This window comes from Halalkaliarchaeum desulfuricum (assembly GCF_002952775.1).
Lineage (GTDB): Archaea > Halobacteriota > Halobacteria > Halobacteriales > Haloferacaceae > Halalkaliarchaeum > Halalkaliarchaeum desulfuricum.
The window spans coordinates 1,269,835-1,291,987 of sequence record NZ_CP025066.1 but is presented as its reverse complement, the minus strand read 5'-3'; the positions used below and the strand labels follow the sequence as shown (position 1 = coordinate 1,291,987).

Sequence of the window (22,153 nt, the reverse complement as noted above, 5' to 3'; positions counted from 1 at the left end):
CATGACTGTCCAGACTGCGGTCGTGATCGGGCTCACCGTCGCCGCCGTCTTCTTCACCTTCGTCGGCGCGGTCGGGCTCTTGCGCCTGCCGGACATCTACACCCGGGCACACGCCGCCGCGAAGGCCGACACACTCGGGGCCGGCTTCGCCGTGGCTGCGGCGGCGGTGCACTTCGGCGTCCAGTACGTTGTCGTCAAGGTGTTGCTGTTACTCGTGTTCATTTACATAACCAACCCGACCGCCAGTCACGCCATCTCCCGGGCGGCGTATCTCCAGGACGCGCCGGTCTGGAGCAGGGCCGAAGACGGATCGGGGGAACTGATTTCGCCACGGGCCGACGAGCACCGCGCAGAAACCGGTGTACAGTCGGCCGACGGAGGGGAGACAGAGCCATGATCCTCGTCGAACTCGTTCTGGTGGTGTTCGTCTTTTTGACGGCGGTGCTCGTGGCACTCCTCGAGGACATCGTGGGGGCGATCGCCACCTTCGCAGTCTTCAGTCTGGGGCTCGGGCTGCTCTGGGTCCTGCTTGCAGCGCCCGACGTCGCCCTGGCGGAGGCGGCGGTCGGGGGTGGCATCCTCTCTGTGCTGTACGTTCTCGCGGTGATCCTGACGAGCCGGGGGGTTCCCGCCGCCGATCGGGAGGAAGCGGGGCTCTTTCGGTCGATAAATTTCCGTGCCCTCGCCGTCATCGTCGCGTTGGCGGTTCCGCTTTTGATTGCCATCAACGGGCTTCCGGACGTCGGCGACCCGACGGCGCCGGCGGTGAGCGAGACCTATCCGGACGGCTCGCTGACTCCCTACGGCTACTACGTCGGACACACGCTGGAGGAAACCGGACTGTCGAACGCGGTCGCGGCGGTGCTGGTGGTCTACCGTGGGCTCGACACGTTCGGGGAGGCCGTGGTCGTCTTCACCGCCGCGGTCGGCGTCCTGATCGTCCTCGAGCGGGAGGTGTTGACGTGACGGAACCCGAACCGGATCCCGCCACCGATTCGGAGGGACCGAGCCACCCTCCGTACGTTCGCAGTCCTGTCATCACGACGGCGGCCCGGACGACGGCCCCGTTCGTGATGACGTACGGCTGGTATCTGATCCTCTACGGCGCACACGTTCCCGGCGGGGGGTTCCAGGGCGGCGTCGTGGTCGGTGCGACAGTCGTGCTCCTCGGGCTCGCGTTCGGACTCCAGCCGACCCGCGAGTGGCTCGACGACCGCATCGTGACCGGTGGCGCCCTCGTGGGATTCGGGCTGTTCGGCGCCCTCAGCGCGGGATCGCTCGTCGCGGGCGGGGCGACCATGGAGGTGTTCGTCTTTCCGATTCCGGTGACCATCGTCGTCGAGATCGTCGAGGTTGCGATCGGGCTCATCGTGGGCGGAATGGTCGGTGGGCTGTTTCTCGTCATCGGAGCCGGCCTTCGAGAACCGATACACGAGGGCGGTGATCGCGCGTGATCGACCCCGTCGTTCCCGACATCCATCACTACTACCTTCTGTTTCTCGCCGTCTTCTTGATCGGCCTGTACACGCTGATCGACGATCCCCATCTCGTAAAGAAGGTAATCGGGCTCGGGTTGATGCAGATTTCGGTGTTGATGCTGTTCGTCTCGATCGGCTACGTCGAGGGCGCCAATCCGCCGCTGGTCGACGAGCCCGGCCCTCACGCCAACCCGCTCACCCACGTCATCGTGTTGACCGCGATCGTGATCGCGGTGTCGCTCAGCGCGCTCGCGCTCGCGATCGTGATCCGCCTGTATGCGGAGTTCGGCACCACCGACGTGAGAGAGATCGAGGAGGCGCTCGCCGATGAATGAGGTCCTCCCGCTTTCTGCAGCCGCCGCGGTCGACTCCTGGCGCCCGTTCGCTGCCGTCCTCGTGACCGGAGTCGCGGCGTTGCTCATCATGGGCCTCGGCCGGTGGCCGAACCTCAGAGAAGGGGTGACCGTCGTCGTCGCCGTTCTCAAGTTCGGCCTCGTCGCGAGTCTGGTTCCGGCCGTTCTGGACGGCCAACGCCCGACGACGGACCTCGGGACGCTCGTTCCCGGCGTCGAGTTCGCCTTTCAGGCGGATCCGCTGGGAACGGTGTTCGCGCTCGTGGCCAGCGGGCTGTACGTCGTTACCGCCGTCTACAGCGTCGGCTACATGCGGGGGCTGTCTGCGGACGAACAGACGCGCTTTTTCGCCGGGCTCGCGGCAAGCCTGAGCGCGACGATGGGGGTGGCGTTCGCCACGAACCTGCTCGTGTTGCTCGTCTTTTACGAGCTGTTGACGGTTGCCACCTATCCGCTGGTCGCACATGATGAATCCAAAAACGCGAGAGAAGCCGGCTACAAGTATCTCGTCTACGCATTCAGCGGGGGTGTCGTCGCCCTCGCCGGGACGCTCGTCGTGTTCTGGGCGGCCGGAACGGTGACGTTCGATTCCGGCGGTATCGCCGGTCTCGCCGGGGCGGATCCGACGATCGCCCGGACGGCGTTTGCGCTGCTTGTCGTCGGGTTCGGCGTCAAGGCGGCGGTGATGCCGCTGCACTCCTGGCTTCCGAGCGCGATGGTGGCGCCGACCCCGATTTCGGGGCTGCTGCACGCGGTCGCCGTCGTGAAGTCCGGGGTCTTCGGCATCGCCCGAACCGTTCTCGACGTGTTCGGTCCCGCCACTGCCGAGGCACTCGGACTGGCCGTCCTGCTCGCGGTCGCGGCGGGCGCGACGATCCTGCTTGCGAGCCTGCTTGCGCTCCGACAGGACAACATCAAGCGGCTGCTCGCGTACTCGACGATCGCGCAGTTGTCGTACATCGTGCTCGGCGTCGCTTTGCTCACGCCGGCGGCGATCACCGGGGCACTGCTCCACCTGCCGGCACACGCGTTCGCCAAACTGACGCTGTTTTTCTGTGCCGGGGCGTTGCACGTCGAGCTTCACGTCGACGACGTGAGCGACGCGGTCGGGGTGGGAACGCGGATGCCGGTGACGATGGGGGCGTTCGCCCTCGCAAGCGCCAGCATGGCCGGCATCCCGCTTTTCGCCGGCTTCACGAGCAAGTGGCACCTGCTCCAGGGCGGATTCGAGGTCGGCGCTATCGTCGTCGCCCTGTTCGTCGTCTCGGGCGTTCTCAACGTCGCATACTTCTGGCCGGTCGTCTCCGCCGCCTTCTTCGAGACGCCGGAGACCGCCGACCCGAAGCCGCTCATCGAGGGACCGTTCGGCGGCGGCGAGCGTGGAACCGACGGTGGGGGGTGGACCGACGGTGATGGCGGGACCGACGGCGAGCAGTTCCAGCGGGTGGAGTCGTGGACCGACGAGACGTCGCTTCTCATGCTCGCGCCGATCCTCGCGACGCTCGCGCTCGTCCTCGTCTTCGGGATCGTTCCGTGGGCGACCGGGCTGTACGATCTCGTGGGTCTCGCCGTGGAGTTGTCGACGGGAGGTGACGGTCCGTGATCGACCCGGTGAACCTTCTCACGGTGGCGGCCTCGGTCGACGTTCCGGCGTATCCACCGGCCGGAGCTGTCCTCGTTGCTGCCGCGCTTGCGCTCGTTCTCCCCCGGCGGGCGGCTCACTGGACGGCCTCGCTCGTCCTGTTCGGGGTTCTCGGCTGGATCCTCCTGCTCCCGGACGGAGTCGGGGCGACGGTCCGGTTCCTCGAGTACGACCTGATCGTCGTCGCGGTCGACGACGTCTCGCGGCTGGTCGGACTGGCGTTCGCGGGCTTTGGCGCCCTTGCAGTCCTGTACGCCGACGCCGCCGGGTTCGACCGGCGGCATCTCGCGGCGGCGCTGGGGTACGTCGCTGCCGCCCTGTGGGCGGTCTTCGCGGGCGACTGGCTCGGGCTGTTGATCGGCTGGGAGATCATGGCGCTTTCGAGCACGCTCCTGGTGTGGCTTCACGGCGGGGACGCGATCCGGGCGGGCTACCGGTACGCGATCTGGCACGGCCTGGGGGGCGGCCTCTTTGCCGCCGGGGTCGCTGCTCACACCGTGGCCGGCGGTGGGTTCACGGCGGCTGCACTCCAGTTCGACGGGACGGGGATCGCGCCGGGGCTGCCGACGCTGTTGGTCGGGACGGCGGTGGCGATAAACGCGGGGGTGATCGGGCTACACGCGTGGCTTCCCGACACCTATCCGCGACCGCACGTGGCGACGTCGGTGTTCCTGTGTGTGTACACGACGAAGACCGCCGTTTACGCCGCGTATCGAGCGTTCCCGGACGGCCAGCTCCTCCTCGCGTACGTCGGGGGAGTGATGACGGTGTACGGGGCGGGATACGCGCTGGCACAGAAGGACATGCGTCGCCTGCTGTCGTACCACATCCAGGCGCAAGTGGGGTACATGCTCGCGGGGATCGGGATCGGATCGGCGCTGGGGGTCGCAGGCGGGTTCGCGCACCTGTTCAACAACGTTCTTTATAAAGGGCTGCTGTTCATGGTCGCGGGGATCGTTGTTCTCCGAACCGGCCGGAACCGGCTCGACGAGTTCGGGGCGATCGGTACCGCCGCCCCGGTCGTTCTCGTCGTGTTTCTGGCGGCGGCGCTGTCGATTTCGGCGGTGCCGGGGTTCAACGGGTTCGTGAGCAAGGGGATGGTGATCGACGCGAGCGTGGCGGCAAACCGGCCGACGTTGCGATGGCTGTTGATCGCCGGCGGCGTGGGGACGGTGATGTCGTTCACGAAATTCGGTTACTACGCGTTCCTGGAGGGATCCGACGAGGGTCTTCGGGACACACGGGACGCAACCGACGACGGTCTCGGGGACACAGCCGACGACGGGCTCCGTGACGCCTCACTCCAGCATGCGGTCGTCGGACTCGCGATCGCTGCCGCCTGCGTCTTCTTCGGGCTCAACTACGGGGTGCTGTTCTCCCTGTTGCCGGCGACGGATGCATGGGCCACGGATCCGTATTCGACGTCCCATCTCATCGAAGGGTTCGCGATCGTGGCGGCCGGGCTCGTCGGGTTCGTGCTGGCGAAAGGCGTGCTCGACAGACTCCACGGTGGTGTCGACGTCGACGTCCTCCAGGACCGGATGGCGTTTTACGGAATGCGATGGCTCGTCGGTGCCATCACCGCGACGTATCGCGTGGTCGACGACCGGGCGAGCGCCGTCGGTTGGACCGCGGGACGTGCCGTCCGCGCACCTGTCGAGACGATCGCTGGGCTGCTTCCCCCGGGATTCGAGGATCGGTACCGGCGACGTGCCCGGCGAACGCCCGGTGAAACTGGAACCAAGCTCAGCCTCCGGTCGTGTCTGTATCTGACCGCGCTGGTCATCGCGGTCGCGCTGGGGGTGGCGCTCGCGTGAGCGAACTCGCCTGGCTGGCCAGCGTCATCATCCTCGTCCCGATTTTGTCCGCCGTCATCCCGGTGGTCGCCAGTCTCCGGTACGACCGGGCCGGCTGGTGGGTCACGGCGGTCTCCCTCGGTGTCACGTTCTTCCTTACCCTGGTTCTCCTCCTCGAGATCCTGGCGGTCGGCACGATACGATACGAGATGGGCGGTATTCCCGCACCGTTCGGGGTCGAACTGTACGCCGACGCCTTCTCGGGTACGGTACTTCTCCTGGACATCCTCATGGCGCTCGGCGTGCTCGCATACACCCGGACCGCCGGCCCGCGGGGGAACGCCTTTTATAGCGGCTATCTGCTGCTCACCGGTGGGATGATGGGGATCATCCTCACCGGCGACCTGTTCAACCTGTACATCTTCCTCGAGATGATGGGGATCGCAGCATACGCGCTCGTCGCCTCTGCGGAGTCCCGGTGGTCCACGTACGCCGCGTTCAAGTACCTGATTCTCGGGACCGTCGGCGCGATGCTGTATCTCCTCGGGGTCGCGTTCGCCTTCGCGGCGACCGGAACGTTGAACATGGCGGATCTGTCGATCCGGCTGGCCGAAGTCGGGTACACCGACCCGGTCGTCGTGGCGAGCTTCGCGTTGATGACGATCGGTCTCGCGCTCAAGATCGCGCTGTTTCCGCTGCACACCTGGCTGGCGGACGCTCACGCGGCCGCCCCCAGCGCGATCAGCGCACTGATCTCGGGGCTGATGCCGGCGGTCGCCGTCTACGCGTTCGTCCGCGTGATCTACTCGGTGTTCACCACCGATTTCCTCGCGGCCAACCCGATCATTGCGGAGGGGCTGATCTACGGGACGATTCTCAGCCTCCTGATCGGAAACGTCTTCGCGATCCTCCAGCGGCAGATCAAACTCATGCTGGCGTACTCGACCATTTCCCAGTTCGGGCTGATTGTGGTCGGACTGATGATCGCAAACGAGAGGGCGCTGTTCGGCTCGATCCTGCAGATGTTCGGCCACGGGATCATCAAGGGCGGACTGTTCATCCTGGCGGGGATGTTCGCGATCCGGTTCGACGCGTACACGCTCGAGGAGTACGCTGGGCTGGCAAAGCGGGCTCCGGTACTGGGGGCGACGTTCGTTGCCCTTTCGATCACGATGATCGGGCTCCCTCCCTCAGTCGGGTTCATGGGGAAGTGGTACATCGCGTTGGGGGCCATCGAAGAGGGGTTGTGGCTGATCGCGGTTCTCATCGTTTTGAGCACGGTGATGACGCTCGCGTACGTGGTACCGTTCATCAACCGGCTGTACTTCCACCCGTTCGACGACGACCGGCCGGACCGATCGAAAGTCACGATCGGCATGGTGGTCGCGGTCGTCCTCGCCGCGGTAGTCGGGATCGGTCTGGGCCTCATGTCCGCGTGGATCGAGACAGTACTCCGTGAAACCATCCAGGTGCTTGTCAAATGATCGAGATTGGCTGGGCCCTCCCTGGTGCGATCGCGATCCCTTACCTGGGAATGATCGCTGCCCTGCTCGTGCCGAGGAGAATCCCCCGAAGCGGTTGGGGAATCGCTGCGATCAGCCTCTCGATTACCGTTGCTGTATCGCTGCCCGTCGCCCTCGAGGTAGCCCACCACGGTACCCTCCGTTTCCAGTTTATCGACGTGTTTGGGGTTGCTGTCGTCCCGTTCCTGGCCGATGGCGTCTCGGCGACTTTGGTCGTGGTCAATTCCACGATGATGGCCGGTGCGCTCGTGTATACCCGCACCGAAGGCCCTCGCGGTACCCTGTTTTACACGGGGTGGCTGTTGCTCGCTGGAAGTATCAACGGGCTCGCTGTGATCGGGAGCCTGTTTTACCTGGTGGTGTTCCTCGAGATTACTTCGCTGACGATCATCACCCTGGTAGCCGCCAGCGACAAGGAAGGGGCCACCTTTGCGGCGATCAAGTATCTGTTCCTCGCCGCGAGCGGGGGGATCGTAGCCTTGCTCGGGGTCGGGATGGTGTTCGTCCGGACGGATTCGCTCCTCCTTTCCGAACTGCCCGACGCGATCGCAGAGATCGGCTATACGGATCCACAACTCCAGGTGGCCTTCGGACTGATACTCCTCGGTCTATCGATGAAGATCGGGCTCTTTCCTTTCCACGGGTGGCTGGCCGACGCTCACGCCGCCGCCCCGGATGCCGTGAGTGCCCTGATTTCAGGGGCAGTGCCCGCGCTGGCGGTCTTTGTCTTCCTGCGGATACTCGTCACCGGGTTCACGATCGAGTTCTTGGCCACCCACCCCACGTTGGTTACCGTCTTTCTGTATGGGATGGTCGGTATCATGCTGGTTGGGAATCTGGCGGCCCTGTTCCAGCGGCATATCAAGCTCATGTTGGCCTACTCGACGATAGCGCAGTTCGGCCTCGTCCTCGTCGGCGTCGCCCTGGTGAACGAGACCGCTTTCCAGGGAGCGATCGTTCAAATGGCCGGCCACGGCTTCGCCAAAGGCGGCCTGTTCATTCTCGCCGGGATGTTGTACCTTCGCTTTGATGCACGGACGATCGACGAATACGCCGGGGTAGCCAAACGGGCGCCACTCCTTGCGGGTACCTTCGTCGTGCTGGCCATCTCGATGATCGGATTGCCCCCGACGGTTGGGTTCATCGGGAAGTGGTACATCGCTCTGGGGGCGATCGAGGAGGGTGCCTTCCTGGTGGCGGTCCTGGTCGTCGTCAGTACGTTGCTCACCCTCGGGTACACGCTACCGTTCATCAACGCGATGTACTTCCGAAGCGATCGGGAGGACCGCACGGAACGGCCCGGCGTCACCCGTGGCATGGTGGCCATCGTTGTCACCGCGGCCGCTCTGGGGATCGTTCTGGGGCTTGGCTCTCGGTGGATCGTGGAGGTGCTCGTCATCACATGATTCGGCGGACGTCTCGGCGACGAAACGGAGGAAACGGATGATCGGTCCGGAAGCCATTCCGCCGGCAGTCCCGGTCGCCCTGATCGCCGCAGTGGTGTTGTTCGTTCCACGGAGGGTAGGATACGGGGCGGCGACCGCCGTCCTCCTCGGTGTAACGGCCTGGGTAGCGCTCGTGCCGGCGGTGACCGGCCCGGCCGTTCCATTTCTCGGACTCGAAGTCGTCATCGTCGACGTAAACACCGTCTCCCGCGTCGTCGGCCTCGTGTTCGGCGGGTTTGGCGCCGGGGCCGTCGGCTTCGGCTACGCGACCGGGGCCGATCGCCGGCACCTCTCGGTGGCGCTTTGGTACGTTGCAGCAGCGATGTTTGCCGTCTTCGCCGGAGACTGGCTTGGGCTGGTTATCGGTTGGGAGCTTATGGCAATCATGAGCACGCTTCTTGTCTGGCTGTACGGGGGCGACGCCGTCCGGGCCGGCTACCGCTACGCCCTCTGGCACGCCCTTGGCGGCGGGCTGTTCGTCGCCGGTGTCGTCGCGCATTTGCATGCCTCGGGACTCGATTCGGCTGCACTCCAGTTCGACCAGGCTGGACTGGCGACCACCGGGGCGACCCTCCTGGTCGGTGGGGCCGTTGCCATCAATGCCGGAGTTATCGGCCTGCATACGTGGCTCCCCGACACTTATCCCCGCCCGCACGTGATGGCGTCGGTGTTCCTCTGTGCCTATACGACGAAAACCGCCGTTTACGCCGCGTATCGCACGTTTCCCGAGGGGAACCTCGTCCTGGCTTACATCGGGGGCGTCATGACCATCTACGGCGCCGCGTACGCCCTCGCCCAAAAGGACATGCGCCGGCTGCTTTCCTATCACATCCAGGCACAGGTCGGATACATGCTCGCCGGCATCGGCCTGGGCTCCGCCCTCGGCGTCGCCGGCGGCTTCGCCCATCTCTTCAACAATGTGCTCTACAAGGGCCTGCTGTTCATGGTCGCCGGGGCGATCATTCTCCGTACCGGTCACAATAGGCTCGACAGGTTTGGTGCCCTGGGGCGAACGAGTCCGTCGATCCTGTTGGCCTTCCTTGTTGCCGCGCTCTCGATTACCGCCGCGCCCGGGTTCAACGGCTTCGTCAGCAAGGGAATGGTTGTCGATGCCAGCGTTGATGCCGGGGAGCCGGTGCTTCGTTGGTTGCTGTTGGCTGGGGCGGTCGGGACCGTGATGTCCTTTGCCAAGTTCGGGTATTACGCTTTCCTCAAGGGTGATGCAAGCGCGATCAGGCCGGCAACCTGGGTCGAACGCGCGGTCTTCGGGGCGATAGCGTTCGCGTGTATCGCCCTCGGTGTATGGTATCAGGCGTTGTTTGCGTTATTGCCTGCACCGGAGGCCTGGGAGACGACCCCCTATTCGGTCGGCCACCTCCAGGAGGCGACGGCCATCTTGGTCGTCGGCCTCCTTGCTTTCCTGTCGACCAGATCCCTCTTGCAACGCCTCCACGGTGGCTGGGACATCGATCGCGTCACCGACCCGGTCGCGTTCTTCGGGACGCGCCTCGCGAGTCGAACCGTGGCGCGGGCGGCCGGCTCGCTCAACCGGTCGGCCGTAGGGACCGCCTGGCGGATCCTTGCCACCGTCCGTCACCGAGGCGGACGACGAATCGGCAAAGAGCCAACCGACAGGAAGGTGTACGATGTTATCGAAGCCGTCAGGGACCAGGATAGCCGCGACATCGGAAATGAAGTTGCCGATCGGTACATCCGGAACGCCATCGGCATCGTGCGTGCCCCACGGGACGCGGTGATTCGATGGCTACCTGATCGGTGGCTCGGCCCGTATGAGAACATCCGGCGTTCGACACCCACCAGCGAAACCGGGATCAACCTGAGTATCGAGGACAGCCTCATCGTTATCATCGCTGTTCTCGCGCTGGTCATCGCGCTCGCGCTGTACTTTTGAGTGCCCCCACAGACAGCAGTCGAGGAGCGGTTCTCACGCGAAGCGCGGACGTCAACGCGACGAGCATACGCTCAAGCCGATCGAGCCCAATGTACCTGTATGACACACGAACTCCGGTTTCTCGAGCGGGTTCGACAGCACGTCGCCTCGCTGTTGCACGCCCCGTTTTCGATTCTGGGGCTGTACGCCGAGCGGACGACTCCCCACGACCAGTACGCGCTCACGGTCCGACAGCCCTACGCACTGTTCGAGGCGGAACTCCACCGGCTGGGGTTCGTCAGGAACGTCGTCTCTTCGCTGAAGCGACGGGAGTACGCCGCTCCAGAGGAAGTGACTGTCGCCAGCTGGGTGTGCTATCCCCGGGGGACGTTCCGGAGCCACTACCAGCTCCATCTCGCGCTGTACGTCGGCCCGAACGAGGAGTCGACCGACGTGTACGCTCACTGGGAACCGTCCTGGATCCGGCATCCGATCCGGCACTACCGCGCTCGGGAGGTCGACGCAGAAAAGGGAGTCCAGAAGATCAGGGATCTGCTGTCCGAAGCGGGGATCGAGTACGTCGTGAAGCCGGTCGAGGACCGCTATCCTCTCGCGGAGACGGCCTAGCACACGGCGGTTCCGGAGGCTGTCGAACCGGACGCGAGACGGCCGGCTATTTATCCCGGGCGGCGGAACCGCCAAACGATGCTACTGTTCGGCGAGTTGATGGTCGTCTTCATTGCGGGGCTCGTTACGGGGCTCGCGACGGGACTCGGTGTGCTCCCGTTCTTTCTCACCGAGGAGATCACCGGGCGGTGGCTGGTCGTGCTGTGGGGGATCGCCGCCGGCGTGTTGCTGTCGGCTGCGTCGTTCGGACTGCTCGTCGAGGGGGCCGCAGACGGAGAGTTCGTACACGTCGCGGCGGGGTGTCTCGCCGGCGTCGGGTTCGTCTACGCCGTCGACCGATTGCTCGAAGACTACGACCTGTTCACCGGCTCCGATGCGTCCCCCGATCGCCGGACGGTGGTTCTCGTCGTCGGTGTGCTCACGCTCCATAGTCTTCCCGAGGGTATCGCAGTCGGCGTCGCATTCGCCGACATCGACGCCGCTACCGCCTTCGTCGTCGGTGAGTTCGCGGTGTCGACGCTTGCGGTTTCGATGGCGATCGCGATCTCGATTATCAACGTGCCGGAGGGGCTGGCGATCGCGATTCCGCTCGTCGCCTCCGGGATGGGGCGGTGGCGGGTCGTCGGCTGGGCGGTGTTTTCCGGACTCCCGCAGCCGATCGGGGCGGTCGGCGCGTACGTGTTGACTGCGAGCCTCAGGGAGTTGCTCCCGGTGAGTTTCGGCTTCGCCGCGGGTGCGCTTTTGTACCTCGTCGTCGCCGAGTTCCTCCCGGCGGGTGTAACCGCCGGCAAGGCGCTGCCTGGAGGCGGCCGCGCCGAACTCGCTATCGGAACCGGCGTCGGATTTCTGGGGATGTTGGGACTGTTGACGCTGCTTTGATGGTTCTTGTCTGTCGCGGCCGGGAAACGAAGGCAAACAAGGACGACGATACGGAACAGCGGATTCGTCAGTCGTCAGCCGGTCACAGCAGTTCGATCGCCTCGATCGTCTCGGGGAGCGTCTCGATCAGCCCCTGGATGCTGAGAATCAGCGTGATGCCGATGACGACCAGGATGATCGTCCGGACGTGCCACAGCCACGCGCCGGGCAGCCAGTCTGCCGACACGCCCTTGCTCACCTCGTCGAGCGCCTCGTCGTAGAACCAGCCGACGAACAGCACGAGCAGGAACACCGTAAGCGGGAGGAACAGCTCCGCGGTCACCTGGTCGTACAGCTCCAGCACCATCAGATCCAGCGCCGTCGGGATTCCCAGAAGGAAGATCCCGCCGGCGACGATCCCCGTGGCGACCGGCCGGTCGAGTCCGAACCGGTCGATGAGGAACGAGACGGTTACCTCGGTGAGGCTGATCGCCGAGGAGAGTGCCGCCACCAGGACCGTGCCGAAGAACAGCACGCCGATGATCCGGCTGCCGGGCAACCCGGCGATTGCACCCCCGACGCCGATGAACAGTTCGCCCGCCCCGCCGGCGCCGGGCTCGACGCCGATGGTGAACAGCACGGGGAAGATCATCAGGCCGGCCATGATCGCGATCGCGGTGTCGAGGCCGACGATCCAGGCGCCGTCACCCACGAGGCTCCGTTCGTCGTCGATGTAGGAGGCGTAGGTGATCATGATCCCCATCCCCAACGAGAGGGTGAAAAACGCCTGTCCCGCGGCGGCCGGCAGGATCGATGTCCAGTTGGCCGCGATCGCGCCCGGCTCCGGCGAGAGGTAGTAGGCGTATCCCTGGACGGCACCGTCCAACGTGAACCCGTAGACGATCAGCAGTACCATCAGTGCGACCAACGCTGGAACAAGGAGCTTCACTGCCATCTCGATCCCCCGCTGGATCCCCAATCCGACGATGATCGCGGTGAGCCCCATAAACAACAGGTGGAATAGCAGGGCGTCGGTACCCGCTGCGATATCCATGAAGTACTCCGCCGGCTCGGCGAAGTACGCCCCCGTCGCGCTCGCCAGCGTGTACCGGGTGACCCATCCTGCGACGACGGAATAGAAGGACATGATGATGAATCCACCCAGGACGCCGAGTAGGCCAGCAATCGTCCACGCCCGATATCCGAGCCGCTCGAAGGCGTCGATCGGGTTCCGTTCGGACCGACGGCCGATCACGAACTCGACGAGGATCGCCGGCAGTCCGATGAGGATGATGAACGCGAGATACACGACGAGGAAGGCGGCTCCGCCCTCTTGCCCGACCTGGAACGGGAACCGCCAGATGTTTCCCAGCCCAACGGCGCTGCCGACCGCCGCGAGGATGAAGCCGATGCGCGTCGCCCATTGTTCTCTGTCAGTGGATGACATCCCAACCTGTCTGTGCACCGGTGTCGATTAAAAAACCTCTGCATGCCGCCCTCGTTTCGGCTACTGATCGATGATAAAACCGTGAGAAACCCGCATAGCGAAGGTTTGTGAAGTGAAAGGGTTGGGATATTATCGCCGGCAGATATCGACGCTACCATCGAAGTCATTAAATATGTGTCTCCCTGTCAATAGTGTGAGTATGTCACACAAGACAAGCAGACGAAGCGTGTTGAAGGGTATCGGAGCCGCCGGACTGACAGTCGGGGTCGCAGGCTGTGTTGGCGACGCCGACCACGACGCAAGGGTGGGCGTGCTACAGCCGGCCACCGGCGACCTGGGCGACCTGGGTGCGCCCATCCAGGACGGCGGTGCGCTTCCGGGACTCCAGCTCGAAGACGAGGGCGTGCCCTACGAGATCGAGATCCGTCGGGAGGACACCGAAACCGAACCAGAGGTGGGGATCGAACGCGCGCAGGCGCTGGTCGATGCCGGCTTCCCGTCGATAACAGGTGCCGCCTCTTCGGGGGTCACGATCGCCGTCGCACAGGACGTGTATTTCCCGGAGGAGGTCGTCGGGATTTCCCCGGCGAGCACGTCACCAGACATCACGGACATGCCCGGGGAGTTTCTGCTCCGGACCTGTCCGACGGACGCGCTGCAGGGGGTCGCGGCGGCGACACTCGCCTACGATGACCGTGGACTGGAAACGGCGTCGACGTTCTTCCTGAACAACGACTACGGGCAGGGACTGAACGACGCGTTCGTCGCGAACTACCAGGACCTGGGTGGGGAGGTGTACGAACAGGAGGCGTTCGAAGCCGAACAACCGTCCTACGACTCCGCGCTCGAGGTGGTGCTTGGCGACAACCCGGACCTCCTGTACATTGTCGGCTATCCCGACAGCGGCGAACAGATCTTCCGTGACTTCTACGAGAACTTCGATCCCGACGACACGCTGGTGATGGTCGCCGACGGGATGCAGAGTCACGACCTCCCCGGCGACGTCGACAATCCCATGGAGAACGTCATCGGGACGGCACCGGCGGCGGTCGGACCGGGTCGCGAGACGTTCGACCAACTGTACAACCAGGAGTTCGGCAGTAGCCCCGGCGTGTTTACCTCGCAGGCGTACGACGCGACGGCGGTACACCTCCTCGCACAGTTCCGGGCGGATGAACTCTCGGGCCCCGCAGTCAGCGCGGAGGTACGGGAGGTCGCAAACCCCGGTGGCGAGGTTGTGACCCCGTCGACGCTCGCTGACGGACTCGAAATGGCCCTCGACGGCGAGGAAATACAGTATCAAGGGGCCTCAAGCGAGATCGTGTTCGACGACAACGGCGACCTCGACGCCGCGACGTTCGACATCTTCGAGTTCGACATGGACGGGTACACCGTCACCACACAGTTCGAACTGTAGTCGAACGTCGAACGTCGAACGTCCAGTTTTTCCGAACGCCCGAAGTCACCCGCCGAGGAAGTCCTGTCGAACCTGTTCGTCGGCGAGCAGCGCGTCACCCTCGTCCTCGTAGCGGTTCTGTCCCTGCACCAGCACGTAGCCGCGGTCACACCGACGCAGTGCCTCCTTGGCGTTCTGTTCGACCATCAGGACAGCGGTCCCGTCGTCGTTGATCGCGTCGATCCGGTCGAACATGTCGTCGACGAGGTCCGGGGCCAGCCCCGCGCTCGGTTCGTCCAGCATCAGCAGGTCCGGGTCCAACATCAGCGCCCGACCCATCGCGAGCATCTGCTGTTGGCCGCCGCTCATGGTGCCGGCCTTCTGGGCCTTCCGCTCTTCGAGGATCGGGAACCGATCGAACACCCGCTGTAGCCGGTCCTCCGGAACCTCGTCCAGGATGTACGCCCCCATCTCGAGGTTCTCCAGCACCGAAAGCGACGGGAACACGTTGTCGCTCTGGGGTACGTATCCGATTCCGGTGCGGATGATCTGTTCGGGGCGGAGGTCGTGTATCTCCTGGCCGTCGAACACCACCGAGCCGCCCATGAGGTTGGTGAGCCCGAAGATCGACTTCATCACCGTCGACTTTCCGGCGCCGTTCGGACCGACGATCGTCACGTACTCCCCGTCTTCGACGACGAGGTCGACACTCTCGAGGATCTGAAGGTCCCCGTACCCGGCGTCGAGATCCACGACCTCGAGTAGCGCCATCAGATCTCACCTCCCAGGTACGCCTCGATGACCTCCTCGTTCGACTTGATGGTTGCGGGCGGCCCCTCTGCGAGCACCTGCCCCTGATGCATGACGACGACGTGTTCGCAGTGCTCCATGATCACGTCCATGTCGTGTTCCACGAGCAGGAAGCTGTATCCCTCCTCCTGGAGATCGTGGATTCGGTCCAGGAGTTTCCGCTCCAGGGAGGGGTTGACCCCCGCCATCGGTTCGTCGAGAAGCAGCATCTCCGGATCGGTCGACAGCGCCCGAGCGAGTTCCAGTAGCTTCCGCTGCCCCCCCGAGAGGTTGCCGGCGTACTCTTCGGCGAGGTGGTCGATCTCGAAGAACTCCAGCGTCTCCCACGCCTGGTCTCGGAGCTCCTCTTCCTGCTCGATGACGTTTCCTCTCGCTATCGGAGCGACCGACCGCCAGATCGACTCCCCGAGCTGGCCTTTCGGGCCGAGCATGACGTTCTCCAGAACAGTCATTTCGGGGAGTTCGCGGGCGATCTGGAACGTTCGGACGAGCCCCCGATTGGCGATCCGTTCGGGGCTTTCGCCGGTGATGTCGGTCCCGTCGAAGACGACCGAGCCACCATCGGGCCGGTGGACTCCAGTTATACAGTTGAACGTCGTCGATTTACCCGCCCCGTTCGGACCGATCAGCCCCGTGATCGATCCGCGTTCGACCGCGAAGCTCGCGCCGTCGACCGCGACGATCCCCCCGAACCGCTTGTCGAGTTCCTCGATTTGCAGGACGGGATCGGCAACTCTTTTTTCGGTTGTGTCTTTTTCTCCCGCCGTCGCCTGCGTGGATTCACTCATCGGAACCACCCCTCCCGGGCCGGGATAGGTCCGTCGCAGCGGCGATCTCCTTGCGATCGCCCATCAGCCCCTCCGGGCGATAGATCATCAACAGCACCAGCACGACCCCGATCAGCACCCACCGGATCTCGTCGAGGCTGCCGACGACGTAGCCGACGAGTGGCATCGGGTCCAGCGCGGCGAGTTCGACGAACGCGTCGTAGATGGTCGGTGGCGATCGAACGTCGAGGCTGGACCGGAGGATCGTCCGAACGAACCTGGGTCCCTCCCAGAGAAACGCCGCGAACACGAACCCGCCGACGACGCTTCCAGTGTTCGATCCCGCGCCGCCGACGATCAGGGCGACGAAGATGTAGAACGTCACGACCGGCATGAAGCTCTCGGGGGTCACCAGCGACCGGCTGCCGATCCAGAGGATGCCGGCCAGTCCCATCAACGCACACCCGAGCGTGAACACTTTGATCTTCGCTCGCTGGGTGTCCTTCCCGAGTGACCTGGCGACGATTTCGTCCTCGCGGATCGCCTTGAGGATTCGCCCGAACGGCGATCTGGCGATTCGCTGCAACAGGAGGTAAAACAACAGGACGAACGTGATGATGACCAGCGCGTACAGCACCCGGTTGATGATCGATTGCGAGACGCCCACCACCGCGCCGATCCCGTACAGGACTTCACCCAGATACCCGAGCACCGAGAAGTCGAGCAACCACGGAACGACCGTATCGACCGGCGTGTATCGGATTCCGCTGCCGCCGCCGGTCCCGTAGATCCGCTCGCCGACCTCGATCCGTCTGAGGCTCCCGGAGGTGATCGTCAGTCGGACGATCTCGGAGAACCCGAGCGTGATGATCGCGAAGTAGTCGGCCCGAACCCGCAACGCCGGGAGCGCGATGACGGCGCCGACGAGCCCCGCCGCGATCGTCCCGCCGATCACGCCGATCGGGATCGGGAGGCCGAATCCGGCGGGCGTCCCGTCCGGGGACGCCGTCAAGATCGCCATCGTGTAGACGCCGACCGCCATGAACCCCGCGATGCCGATGTTGAAAAGCCCAGTGTACCCCCAGTGGAGGTTGAGTGCGAGCGTCAGAAGCGCAAACACCGCCGCGAAGAACGTCACCGTCTGGAGGAAGCCGGCGGTTTCGTTGACCGAAACGCCGGTGAGTATCCCGAGTAGACCGAAGGCGAGATACGTCGCAAAGACCAGTCCGACGACGAGCTTGAGGTCGGATTTCCACCGACCGACGCTGGCCGTGAGTGTTTCTTCGGGTTCCCCGTTGTCGGTCGCTCCGTTGTCGGGCGCTCCGTTGTCGGGCGCTCCGTTGTCGGGTTCGTTGCTCATGCTGTTTCCACCCCCCCGAACAGGCCGTCGGGCTTGAAGATCAACACGAGGATCATCAGCGCGAACGCGGCCACTTCGTTGAGATCTGCTGGGATCCAGACCAGCGAGAGGTTTATGGTGATCCCGATGACGAGCGACCCCGCGAGCGCCCCGTAGATCGAGCCGATCCCGCCCAGGATCACCGCCGCGAAGATCAAAAGCAACAGGAACCAGCCGAGGTTGATGGTGATCTGTGACCGGTCGAGTACGATGAGGTAGCCGGCGACCCCGGCGAGACCGGAGCCGATGATCCACGTCGCCGTGATCACCCGCTCGGTGGAAATTCCGGTCACGAGTGCGAGATCCCTGTTGTCCGACATCGCCCGCATCGACTTCCCGAGCTTGGTGTACTGGAGCAACAGGTGGACGCCGACGATCAACGCGACAGCGGAGAGCACGAGCGTCATTTCGTGGAGATTGATCCGATCGACCGGCAGGTACGCCGGCTCCCAGAACGGTGCCGATGCGACGACTCCCCGCGAGTCCTGCGTGTAGATGATCGCCACGATGTATCGCAGTGCCAGTGCGACGCCGACGCTGGCGATGAGTAGGGTGATCCCGCCAGCATCGCGGAGCTGTTTGTAGACGAGGCGATCGATCGCCAGCGCGACGAGGATCGTGAACACTGCCGCCGCGATCAACCCCACTACGATCGCAAGCGGGGAGCCGACGATACTCATTCCGAGGTCACCGGCCCGTGCACCGCCGTCGGCGTCGAGCAACAGCCTGCTGCCCAGTCCCGCAGCGCCGATTCCGCCGATCAGGTAGGCGACGGTCCAGCCGCCGAACGCTCCGACGGTGATCAGATCTCCGTGCGAGAAGTTTGCAAAGCGGAGAATGCTGTACGTCATTGACAGCCCGATCGCCGCCAGACCGATGTACAGCGAGTCGACGATACCGTTCCACAGGAGCGACGAGAGCCGTGACACCGGAAGTTCACCGACGAAAACAAGCCGGACGAGATCCAGCGTCAAAACCACGATCCCCAAAAGGAGCAAGAACCCGAACAGCTCCTGAGCGGTCGGGTCCTCGACCCGCTCCTTCAACCTTGATATGTTCATTCGTGTCAAGGTACTTCCCCCAGACGACATATACTTCACGCTACGTGCCGGTTTTTCCCGCCGCAGGATAGCGGGATTGGACGATTTCCCGTCCGTGGCTAGCCTGGACCGACCACCGTGAACTCTTCGGCGATCGCGCCCTCGGGGATTCCCCAGTAGACGAACCTGTACGATCCGGTTCCCAGCGGCGGACAGACCGACAGCGGATGCGACGACTCGGTTTCCACGACGTCGACGAGATCGGATTCGCGGATGGTGAGATCCCAGACGAACCCCTCGCCGGAGGCGTGAACGGTTTCCGCTTCCGCTTCGTCTGTATCCCCCTCGAACGGATCGTCGGCCGATCCGTCGGTCGTTCCCCGGACGTCCTGCCAGCCGGCTTCGGTGTCCCGCTGGAGACTGAACGCACTCATGGGGCCGGTTTCTCGCGGTTCGTCGGTCCGGTTTCGGAGGGCGATCCGGACGGAGCTTCCATAGGAGATCGTCCGGCCGTCGAGTGCCAGTTCGAACAGCGGCTCACCGTCCGCAACGAGAGTCGTGTACGACACCTCGTCCTCGTCGAACGGGGGCTCAAGCCGTCGAAACTCGTCTTCCTCGCAGACCAACTCCGCCGGCGTTCCGGCCGGCCCCTCCGGCTCCCTCCCGGCGCCTCCGAGACAGCCTGCCGAACCGACCGCTGCTGCCCCGCCGAGAGTCGAAAGCACGCCCCGTCGGGTGACTCGCATGCGACATCCGAAGCGCCGCAGCTAAAAGAGCCTGTTCGCTCGCGCTAGAACCCGTCCTCGAAAACGAAGGTGCCGTCCCGCTGGATCGTTTCGCCGTCGACATCGATGGTCGAGTCCTCGCTCATGTCGACGATCATGTCGACGTGCTCGGCAGACTCGTTGCGCTCGTTTTCGTCACCGACCGTGTCGGGGTACGCGGATCCGACGGCCATGTGAACGGTGTCGCCCATCTTCTCGTCGAACAGCATGTTGTAGGTGAACCGGTCGATCGCCCGGTTCATTCCGATCCCGAGTTCGCCGACGTATCGGGACCCCTCGTCGGTGTCGAGGATGCTTTCGAGCAAGTCCTCGTTCCGTCCGGCGCTGTGGCTCACGACTTTCCCTTCTTCGAACCGGAGCCGGACGTCCTCGATCTCCCGGCCGTACCGGTACAAGGGCATGTCGAAGTGGACGGTTCCCTCGAGACTCTCCCGGACCGGGGCGGTGAACACCTCGCCTCCCGGCAGGTTCGCCTCGCCGTAATCATTGAGTGCGGTGTTGCCCGCGATCGACATCGTGAGGTCTGTCTCCTCGCCCGATCGGATCCGGACCTCTTCTCCCTCGTTCAGGATCTCCTCGAGGTTCGCCTGTCGGTCCCGCTGTTTGTCCCAGTCCAGCGTGACCGCGTCCCACACGAAGTTTTCGTACGCCTCCGTGCTCATCCCGGCCAACTGCGCGTGACCGCTGGTCGGGTACTGGGTGAGACACCAGGTCTTCGAGAGGCGTTCGTTCTTGACCGGTTCCAACGCCCGGTTGTAGTTCGCGGTCGTCTCCGGGTCCACGTCGCTTTTTTCAGTGACGTTCGCCCCGCCCCGCGAGATGACGAAAACGTCGGTCTCCTCGTACAGCGCGAGCCGGTGTTCCGGGAGTTCGAATCCCTCGCTCGCCCGCTGGAACGCACGATCTGCGCGCTCGGAGTGGCTCAGATACACCGGATTGGCACCGCGATCGCCACACAGTTCGTGCAACGCGACTGCGAGGTCCTCGGCCTCCGGCGGCATCTGGATGACGACGTCGTCGCCGGCCTTGATTCCGGTCGAGTGATCGACGATGATCTCAGCGTGTTCGCGAACGCGCGGGTCCATACCGCTTCGGTTCGAGGGCTGGGACATACACCTTGCGAAACGGGACTCAGCGGCGGTCGACTGGTTTCGGGCGGCCGACTCGGTTCGGGAGGTGGCCCGCACCGACGCCGTTTTGAATGGGTACCGTAAATTAGCACGCGTGAGCGAGGGGGACGACTGGCAGGCGGCGCTCTCGGAGGCGGGTGAACTCACTCCGGAGATAGCCGACGCCATCGTCTCGGCACACGGCGACCGCGGCCAGCAAGCGATATCGGCGGTCGGGGAGGGACGGGTGAAGCAGTACCGGGATTTTACCGTCGTCGTCGGGCACTCCGAGGAGTACATCGTCGAAAACGGGGACTGCCACTGCAAGGACAGCGAGTACAACCTCGACTCGACGGACCCCGACCAGCGGTGCTGGCACGCGCTGGCGGTCGACGTCGCGGAGGCACTCGACGCCGTCGATTACCACGACATGTGGTACTCGGAAGTGCGAGAGTTCCTGTAGCAACGTGGGGGTCTCCCCGACGAACTCCGAGACTACTTCCGGAAATACTCCGGATCCTCGAACGGCTCGTCCTCGCCTTCGACCGCCAGAACGTCGAGCGCGGTCACCGTCGCCTCGATCCCCAGCAGCCCTGCGAGGCTCGGCTCCGTCCGTCCCTCGTCCCCCGAGATCAGTTCCTTTATGTACAGTCCACCCTCCCCGTCGATCTCGACTGTCGCCCGTCGCGGCCCCTCCAGCGTGGCGTCGATGTCGTAGACGGTTCGCTCCCGGGTCTTGCTCGCGCGTCGGTGGTCGACGCGGTTGGGGGTGTACTGCTCGACGGTGGCGCCCTCGAGCGTCTCGACTGCCTCCGCGAGCGCCTCCTCGTCGACGTCATCCTCGAACGTAACCGTCGCGCGGTAGCGCTTCGAGGCCGGCAGCCGTTTGACGCGCTCGACCATCTCGTAGCTCGCCAGCCGGAGCCCCTCGACTTCGATTGCCCCGTCGGCGAACGCGTTGACGTCCTCCTCCAGCCGGTCGACGTCGACGCGCCGTCGGGTCGGCTCCGACACCTCGATCACGAACGGTCGCCCGGTTCCGAGCATTTTCGCGTCGACGTCCTCCCGGCCCGCGCCGTGGAACGTCGCGTCGGTGCCGTCCATCACGTCCATGACGATCGGGGCGGTGAGCTCCTCGACGCTTCTGTCGTAGAGATAGCCGGTGCCGCCGCAGTGGTCACACTCCAGTTTGCCCTGGCGGCCCGATCCGTGACACTCCCTGCAGGGCCATTCGGTCTGTGGGATGTCCCGTTCGAGCTTCCGGTAGCGACCGTAGACGAACGCGCTGTTTATCTGTCGTTCCACCCGGTCGTCGGCGACGTCGATGGTGAACTGGACGTCCGGTCGCTCGAAGGACACTTCCGTTTCGGTCAGCCGACCCACCCGCTTTCCGACTTCCCTGTTCACTTCCGACTTGAGGGGTTCGCCGGCGTCGTCGTCGAGGCCCGCATCCTCCCGGAGCAGTTGTTCGTTCTCCTCCAGCAGCGGCGGAACGCGGGTTCCGACCTGGTAGGTTTCGAACTCGACGTCCTCGACGGTCTCGACGCAGCGACGGCCCCACTCGTCGAACCGACCACACAACCCTTCACAGACCCAGCAGTCGTCGGGCTCGACGTCGTCGGGTTCTTCGTCGTCCCGGAGCGCGAGCGCGACCCGGAGCGATCGCCCCCGCGCTTCGTTGGTGAGGCCGTAGCTTCGGTCCGCAAACGGGCGTCCGAGGCATGCGTCGCACACGGGCCCCCCCGCCGTGATCCGGGCAGCGGCGTCGAGTAGGTCGTCCATACAGT

21 protein-coding genes are annotated in these 22,153 nt (G+C 64.6%); 13 read left to right on the top strand and 8 right to left on the bottom strand.

Annotated elements, in window-relative coordinates; genetic code table 11:
* Position 1: 1 nt before the first annotated feature.
* The 11 genes from mnhG to AArcSl_RS06345 all read left to right on the top strand — a co-directional run bounded on the left by mnhG (position 2) and on the right by AArcSl_RS06345 (position 11,634).
* On the top strand, positions 2 to 397 hold the full coding sequence (gene mnhG, locus AArcSl_RS06395; protein WP_119816599.1) for a monovalent cation/H(+) antiporter subunit G: 396 nt from the start codon (positions 2 to 4) through the stop codon (positions 395 to 397).
* Positions 394 to 966 carry a DUF4040 domain-containing protein gene (locus AArcSl_RS06390; protein ID WP_119816595.1) on the top strand — a complete coding sequence of 191 codons (573 nt, stop codon included), beginning with the start codon at positions 394 to 396 and terminating at the stop codon, positions 964 to 966. The genes mnhG and AArcSl_RS06390 overlap by 4 nt, the downstream gene beginning before the upstream one ends.
* Complete coding sequence (locus tag AArcSl_RS06385) at positions 963 to 1,454, top strand: MnhB domain-containing protein (RefSeq protein ID WP_119816592.1); 492 nt, start codon at positions 963 to 965, stop codon at positions 1,452 to 1,454. Before AArcSl_RS06390 ends, AArcSl_RS06385 begins: the two co-directional genes overlap by 4 nt.
* Positions 1,451 to 1,813 carry a sodium:proton antiporter gene (locus AArcSl_RS06380; protein WP_217563508.1) on the top strand — a complete coding sequence of 121 codons (363 nt, stop codon included), beginning with the start codon at positions 1,451 to 1,453 and terminating at the stop codon, positions 1,811 to 1,813. The genes AArcSl_RS06385 and AArcSl_RS06380 overlap by 4 nt, the downstream gene beginning before the upstream one ends.
* Positions 1,806 to 3,434, top strand: coding sequence for a proton-conducting transporter transmembrane domain-containing protein (locus AArcSl_RS06375; RefSeq protein ID WP_119816589.1), 1,629 nt, complete (start codon positions 1,806 to 1,808; stop codon positions 3,432 to 3,434). Before AArcSl_RS06380 ends, AArcSl_RS06375 begins: the two co-directional genes overlap by 8 nt.
* A complete protein-coding gene (locus AArcSl_RS06370) occupies positions 3,431 to 5,290 on the top strand; it encodes a Na(+)/H(+) antiporter subunit D (RefSeq protein WP_217563507.1) in 1,860 nt (619 codons plus the stop codon). Before AArcSl_RS06375 ends, AArcSl_RS06370 begins: the two co-directional genes overlap by 4 nt.
* A complete protein-coding gene (locus AArcSl_RS06365) occupies positions 5,287 to 6,753 on the top strand; it encodes a proton-conducting transporter transmembrane domain-containing protein (RefSeq protein WP_119816586.1) in 1,467 nt (488 codons plus the stop codon). Before AArcSl_RS06370 ends, AArcSl_RS06365 begins: the two co-directional genes overlap by 4 nt.
* Entirely contained in the window at positions 6,750 to 8,198 is a 1,449-nt protein-coding gene (locus tag AArcSl_RS06360; RefSeq protein WP_119816583.1) for a proton-conducting transporter transmembrane domain-containing protein, read from the top strand. Before AArcSl_RS06365 ends, AArcSl_RS06360 begins: the two co-directional genes overlap by 4 nt.
* Before the next feature lie 37 nt (positions 8,199 to 8,235).
* Positions 8,236 to 10,149, top strand: coding sequence for a Na(+)/H(+) antiporter subunit D (locus AArcSl_RS06355; protein WP_119816580.1), 1,914 nt, complete (start codon positions 8,236 to 8,238; stop codon positions 10,147 to 10,149).
* Between the two features lie 99 nt (positions 10,150 to 10,248).
* Entirely contained in the window at positions 10,249 to 10,755 is a 507-nt protein-coding gene (locus AArcSl_RS06350) for a hypothetical protein (protein WP_119816577.1), read from the top strand.
* Positions 10,756 to 10,833: 78 nt separating this feature from the next.
* Positions 10,834 to 11,634 carry a ZIP family metal transporter gene (locus AArcSl_RS06345; RefSeq protein WP_119816574.1) on the top strand — a complete coding sequence of 267 codons (801 nt, stop codon included), beginning with the start codon at positions 10,834 to 10,836 and terminating at the stop codon, positions 11,632 to 11,634.
* Between the two features lie 82 nt (positions 11,635 to 11,716).
* Here the strand turns inward: AArcSl_RS06345 and AArcSl_RS06340 are convergent, their stop codons facing one another.
* Positions 11,717 to 13,060: a sodium-dependent transporter gene (locus tag AArcSl_RS06340; protein WP_119816571.1), complete on the bottom strand. Its 1,344-nt coding sequence runs from the start codon at positions 13,058 to 13,060 to the stop codon at positions 11,717 to 11,719.
* A gap of 199 nt (positions 13,061 to 13,259) precedes the next feature.
* Between AArcSl_RS06340 and AArcSl_RS06335 the strand changes: the two genes are divergently transcribed.
* Positions 13,260 to 14,477 carry an ABC transporter substrate-binding protein gene (locus AArcSl_RS06335; protein WP_119816568.1) on the top strand — a complete coding sequence of 406 codons (1,218 nt, stop codon included), beginning with the start codon at positions 13,260 to 13,262 and terminating at the stop codon, positions 14,475 to 14,477.
* Positions 14,478 to 14,522: 45 nt separating this feature from the next.
* Here the strand turns inward: AArcSl_RS06335 and AArcSl_RS06330 are convergent, their stop codons facing one another.
* The 6 genes from AArcSl_RS06330 to AArcSl_RS06305 form a co-directional block, all read right to left on the bottom strand.
* Positions 14,523 to 15,227: an ABC transporter ATP-binding protein gene (locus tag AArcSl_RS06330; RefSeq protein ID WP_119816565.1), complete on the bottom strand. Its 705-nt coding sequence runs from the start codon at positions 15,225 to 15,227 to the stop codon at positions 14,523 to 14,525.
* Positions 15,227 to 16,054, bottom strand: coding sequence for an ABC transporter ATP-binding protein (locus AArcSl_RS06325; RefSeq protein WP_119816562.1), 828 nt, complete (start codon positions 16,052 to 16,054; stop codon positions 15,227 to 15,229). Before AArcSl_RS06325 ends, AArcSl_RS06330 begins: the two co-directional genes overlap by 1 nt.
* Entirely contained in the window at positions 16,047 to 17,393 is a 1,347-nt protein-coding gene (locus AArcSl_RS06320) for a branched-chain amino acid ABC transporter permease (protein ID WP_119816559.1), read from the bottom strand. Before AArcSl_RS06320 ends, AArcSl_RS06325 begins: the two co-directional genes overlap by 8 nt.
* Positions 17,390 to 18,493: a branched-chain amino acid ABC transporter permease gene (locus AArcSl_RS06315; protein ID WP_217563506.1), complete on the bottom strand. Its 1,104-nt coding sequence runs from the start codon at positions 18,491 to 18,493 to the stop codon at positions 17,390 to 17,392. The genes AArcSl_RS06320 and AArcSl_RS06315 overlap by 4 nt, the downstream gene beginning before the upstream one ends.
* 98 nt (positions 18,494 to 18,591) lie before the next feature.
* Positions 18,592 to 19,218, bottom strand: coding sequence for a hypothetical protein (locus tag AArcSl_RS06310; RefSeq protein ID WP_119816554.1), 627 nt, complete (start codon positions 19,216 to 19,218; stop codon positions 18,592 to 18,594).
* 44 nt (positions 19,219 to 19,262) lie between these two features.
* Entirely contained in the window at positions 19,263 to 20,342 is a 1,080-nt protein-coding gene (locus AArcSl_RS06305) for an aminopeptidase (protein WP_119816551.1), read from the bottom strand.
* Positions 20,343 to 20,481: 139 nt separating this feature from the next.
* Here AArcSl_RS06305 and AArcSl_RS06300 point away from each other — a divergent pair, with 139 nt between their 5' ends.
* Positions 20,482 to 20,829 (top strand): hypothetical protein, encoded by a 348-nt coding sequence (locus AArcSl_RS06300; RefSeq protein ID WP_119816548.1) that lies wholly within the window; start codon positions 20,482 to 20,484, stop codon positions 20,827 to 20,829.
* A 32-nt stretch (positions 20,830 to 20,861) separates the two neighbouring features.
* On the opposite strand, the gene AArcSl_RS06295 is transcribed toward AArcSl_RS06300, so the two are convergent.
* Complete coding sequence (locus AArcSl_RS06295) at positions 20,862 to 22,148, bottom strand: tRNA pseudouridine(54/55) synthase Pus10 (protein WP_119816545.1); 1,287 nt, start codon at positions 22,146 to 22,148, stop codon at positions 20,862 to 20,864.
* Positions 22,149 to 22,153 lie beyond the last annotated feature (5 nt).